The organism is Clostridium sp. TJA085 (genome assembly GCF_058310235.1).
The window spans coordinates 1-4,491 of the sequence record NZ_JBZEEZ010000011.1 but is presented as its reverse complement, the minus strand read 5'-3'; the positions used below and the strand labels follow the sequence as shown (position 1 = coordinate 4,491).

3 protein-coding genes, 3 tRNA genes and 2 rRNA genes are annotated in these 4,491 nt (G+C 24.2%); 2 read left to right on the top strand and 6 right to left on the bottom strand.

The window, feature by feature from the left end:
- Window positions 1-525: 525 nt before the first annotated feature.
- The gene (locus tag AC4FQW_RS13260) at window positions 526-1,275 is read left to right on the top strand and encodes an amidase domain-containing protein (RefSeq protein ID WP_491149528.1); all 750 of its coding nucleotides are present in this window, start codon (window positions 526-528) and stop codon (window positions 1,273-1,275) included.
- Between the two features lie 42 nt (window positions 1,276-1,317).
- Here the strand turns inward: AC4FQW_RS13260 and AC4FQW_RS13255 are convergent, their stop codons facing one another.
- Window positions 1,318-2,124, bottom strand: coding sequence for a pyruvate, water dikinase regulatory protein (locus AC4FQW_RS13255; RefSeq protein ID WP_491149526.1), 807 nt, complete (start codon window positions 2,122-2,124; stop codon window positions 1,318-1,320).
- A 157-nt stretch (window positions 2,125-2,281) separates the two neighbouring features.
- Here AC4FQW_RS13255 and AC4FQW_RS13250 point away from each other — a divergent pair, with 157 nt between their 5' ends.
- A complete protein-coding gene (locus AC4FQW_RS13250) occupies window positions 2,282-3,046 on the top strand; it encodes a signal peptidase II (RefSeq protein WP_491149524.1) in 765 nt (254 codons plus the stop codon).
- A 122-nt stretch (window positions 3,047-3,168) separates the two neighbouring features.
- Here AC4FQW_RS13250 and AC4FQW_RS13245 read toward each other — a convergent pair.
- From AC4FQW_RS13245 to rrf (AC4FQW_RS13225), 5 genes are all read right to left on the bottom strand, one after another.
- Window positions 3,169-3,244: transfer RNA gene (locus AC4FQW_RS13245), tRNA-Lys, on the bottom strand.
- An 86-nt stretch (window positions 3,245-3,330) separates the two neighbouring features.
- A tRNA-Lys gene (locus AC4FQW_RS13240) sits at window positions 3,331-3,406 on the bottom strand.
- Window positions 3,407-3,413: 7 nt separating this feature from the next.
- A 5S ribosomal RNA gene (gene rrf / locus AC4FQW_RS13235) occupies window positions 3,414-3,530 on the bottom strand.
- Window positions 3,531-4,318: 788 nt separating this feature from the next.
- Window positions 4,319-4,394: transfer RNA gene (locus AC4FQW_RS13230), tRNA-Lys, on the bottom strand.
- Between the two features lie 8 nt (window positions 4,395-4,402).
- Window positions 4,403-4,491 (bottom strand): 5S ribosomal RNA (gene rrf / locus AC4FQW_RS13225); the annotation flags it as partial.

Below are 4,491 nucleotides of genomic sequence, written 5' to 3'. Positions count from 1 at the left end.
TTTAATCTCGCTCTTAAAACTTACTTGTAAAAAGAATTGCTGGTTCTAAATGTATTTCTATATTCTGTTCAATTTTCAAAGACCATTTTGTCTCGTCGCCCTCAAGCGACTCATTTATCTTATCACTTAACATTTAATATGTCAACCATTTTTAAAATTTAATTTTAAAAAGTTTTTCTAAGACATATTTACCTCAGCGACAAGAATTATATTATCATCATATATAATTCTTGTCAACATGTTTTTTCATTTTTTATCAATTATTTTTTATAATACATATAATATATTATAAATTTATTATATTGAGGTTTTTTAATGAAAATTTCTATCTTAAATAACTTATTAATAAACTCTACTTTATATAATTTTTTTTCAAATATATACTCTAACAAAATACCGAATAATTTAATTTGTAATGATAATTATTTAAATTTTTTAGAAGTCAAAAACAAATATTTATCTGCTTACAGCTTACCCCTATCAAATATAAATAAATTTAATTATACAGGTATTAAAATTTTGAATATGAAATATATTGATGATAAAGCTTGTTTAGTTCATTTTTATATTAAATTTCAAACAATAAAAGATAAAAAAATTAATTCAACAAGTTTTAATAGAGCTTTATTATGTAAATATTATAATAAATGGCTAATTTATTGCATATATGATGATTTGTTTGATGAAAACATAATTAATTTTTCTGAAGACTTATGTTATATAAAAAATTTAACTAATTTATTCCTAAATTCTTTAATAAAAAGATATGAAAATCTTATTTTAAATCTTTATACTATTCCTAATCTTTCAAGAAATGATACTTTTAATTTAAATAAAACTAGAAATATTTTATATAATTCTAATAAGGCAGTATTTTATGCTGAAAAATATGCATTAAATTATAATGATGAATATCAAAGTTTTGATAAAAACGGTGGAGATTGCACAAATTTTGTATCTCAAGTTATACATTATGGAGGTATTCCTTTATCAAGCACTTGGAGTCCATATAAAAATTCCTGGATTAGAGTTAATGAACTATACAGCTATTTAATCTATAACAAAATAGCAAAAGAAACTAATAACTTATCCCCTGGGTCTATTATTCAATTTTTTAGTCCTGAAAGAAAAACTTGGACTCATTCAGGTATTATAACTTACACTCTTAACAATGACTGTTTATACTGTTGCCATTCATATAATAAGTTAAATTATCCTCTTTCTTATATGTATCCTGATATATACCCCAAAATTAGAATATTATCTATTAATTAAAGAAAAAAGAAGTATGCACAATGAACATACTTCTTTTTTGTTTTATTTTCCTAATTTTAATGCATCTAATATTATAAGCGCCGTATCCTCTATAGCTCTTTGAGTTACATCTATAGTTTTACATCCTAACTTTCTAATTATATTATCTGCAAAATCAAATTCCTCTAATATTCTAGCATCTCCTGCATATTCAACATCTGAAGGTATTCTATGAAATTTATCTAATCTTTTCTTTCTTATTTCTATTAATTGAAGAGGATTAATTGTTAATCCAAATATTTTTTTCTTATCAATTTCATACAATTCTTTAGGTACACCCACTTCTGGAACTAAAGGTATATTTATAGCTTTTATACCTTTATTAGCTAAATACATGCATAAAGGTGTCTTTGATGTTCTTGATAATCCAACTAAGACAACATCTGCATTTTTTATTCCCCTATAGTCTTTACTATCATCATATTGCATAGCAAATTCCATAGCCTCTATTCTTTTAAAGTAATTCTCATCAGTTTCCCACATAGCACCTGGATTATTATCCGGAAGTTTATTTAACTTAGATGATACTATGTTTAATATTGGTCCTAGTACATTTACCACTGGTATATTATTGCTTATACATTTTTGAGTTAAATACTCCCTAACATCTACAGTTATAATTGTTGATACTATTACTGCTTCATTACTACATTCTTTAACTGCTTCTATAACATCTTCTATATCATCTAAACTTTTTATATAAGGTATTCTTTCTACTATAACATCTTTACCAAATTGACTTGCTGCCGCAATAGCAACTTGATTTGAAGTTTCTCCAATTGAATCTGACACTGCAAATATTGTTAACATAATAAGTACCTCTCTTTATTAAACTTTTTTAATTTCTCCCCTTTGACTATATTATTACACATTTTTTTTTATTTTCTCAATAGTGAATTTTGTAATTATATGTTAAACTTAATTTTATAAATGTAATTTACAAAAAATTCTTTTTATGGAGGCTTAAATGAATATAAAAAAAATATTATCAGTAGTAACACTTCCTTTAATGTGGTTAGTATATGTTCTTTTTGAATTAATTACTGGGAGAATAAATGATCTAACTACTATAATTGGTAATTTATTTCTTATAATATTATTTGGTATTGTAGGATACTTCTTTTATAAATTCACAGAAAAATATTCTTTAGGATTGAATAAAAAATTTATGATAATTATATTTTTATTTCTTATGCTATTAGATCAAGGAATTAAAATAATAATAAAATTATTCTTCTTTAAATCATACTTTGAAATTTTTAATGGATTTTTATCTTTCAATCCACTTATAAATACAGAGGGTTCATGGCTCAATGCAAGATTTGGAACATCAGTAAGCTTTTCGGCCCTAATTTTTATAAATGTACTTGCCATAATAATATTTATAGAAATATACAGATATTATAAATCAAAAGGAAACAAAGATATTTTTGCTGACCTTACAATATTATTTATAATATCAGGTGCTTTATGTTCATTAATAGATAAATTATTTTATGGTGGTAGTTTAGATTTTATAGGAATAAGTACATTATTCGTCGCAGATTTTAAAGATATATACATAAACTTAGGAATTTTATTCTTAATTATATGTTTTTATAATAATGGCTTTTTCTCAAATAATGATGATAAATCAACATTTAAAGATGATATTAAAAGTTTAAATAGATTTCTAACTTTTATGAAAAATGATTTCAAAAAAATATTTTCTAAAAATAAAAAGAGCTATTAAAAAATAGCTCTTTCTTATTATAATAATCTTTTACAAAAATAAAAAAAGATTATGAAAGCATAATCTTTTTGAATATATAATGCTAAGCAAGTTCCTATTAGAGAATTACTTTAAGTAATTCTTGGTGGCTCACCCGGGAATCGAACCCGGGACACCATGATTAAAAGTCATGTGCTCTACCGACTGAGCTAGTGAACCGTATATTTTAGTGATAAATCAATAATCAACTAAAATCAATTTATAAAAACTAATACTAGCAAATATTAAATTACTTAAAGTAATTTTGGTGGCTCACCCGGGAATCGAACCCGGGACACCATGATTAAAAGTCATGTGCTCTACCGACTGAGCTAGTGAACCACATCTTACCTGGCAACGTCCTACTCTCCCACACGGTCACCCATGCAGTACCATTGGCGCTATAGAGCTTAACTTTCCTGTTCGGAATGGGAAGGAGTGTTTCCTCTATGCCATCATCACCAGATTACTTTTTAATGTGTTGTTGTTTCACCTTATTTGGCGCCTCAACAATTACTTATTATATAGACATAAATACCTTTTGTCAACAACTTTCTTCATTTTTTTTAAAAACATAAATACATACGATCTAAATGCCCATTTTATCAGCATTTAGCGACACTTAAATCTATATAAAATAATATATATTTTATATTTTATAAATTGAATTTTTGATTTTTTATAAAATATTTTTTAATCATTTTTCTTAAATTAGATTTTAAAATTACTATAATTTTAATAAAATACAAATAATTCAAAATAACTATTTTTAAATTTATTTATCAATAAACATAATTTAATATTTATAATAAAAAAATTAATCCTACTAAACAACTATATTACAAATATATTGAATATAATAATCTATATATTATCCAATTTTATAATTATATATTCTTAAAAATAGTGTTTTTTTATATAATAGTTTCTTTATATTAATATTTTTTATTTTAACAAATAAAATCTACATTAATATAATAATCTTTAGTAGTACTATATATTATTAATATAGATTGTACTTCTCTTAAGTTTTTTGTTACTTAGAAGCAATTTTCCACTTCATATCATATATTTCATTTTTAATTAAAATATTATAACATTATTTCTCCATATATAAAGCTTATAGTCATATAATCTGTTTTAATCAACATTATTATATTTTTTTAATCAACATTATTATATTTTTTTAATCAACATTATTATATTTTTAATAAATTTAAATAAAAAAAAGATCTAGAAATTTCTAGATCTTTTTGGTGCGCCATTAGGGAGTCGAACCCTAGACACCCTGATTAAGAGTCAGGTGCTCTACCAGCTGAGCTAATGGCACGTAAAAAAACCTGGCAACGTCCTACTCTCCCACACGGTCACCCATGCAGTACCATTGGCGCTATAGAGCTTAACTTTCCTGTTCGGAATGGGAAGGA

Excerpts from the sequence above, each read along its gene's own strand:
- AC4FQW_RS13250 (WP_491149524.1), top strand. The coding sequence starts at position 2,282 with ATGAATATAAAAAAAATATTATCAGTAGTAACACTTCCTTTAATGTGG.
- AC4FQW_RS13255 (WP_491149526.1), bottom strand. The coding sequence starts at position 2,124 with ATGTTAACAATATTTGCAGTGTCAGATTCAATTGGAGAAACTTCAAAT.
- AC4FQW_RS13260 (WP_491149528.1), top strand. The coding sequence starts at position 526 with ATGAAATATATTGATGATAAAGCTTGTTTAGTTCATTTTTATATTAAA.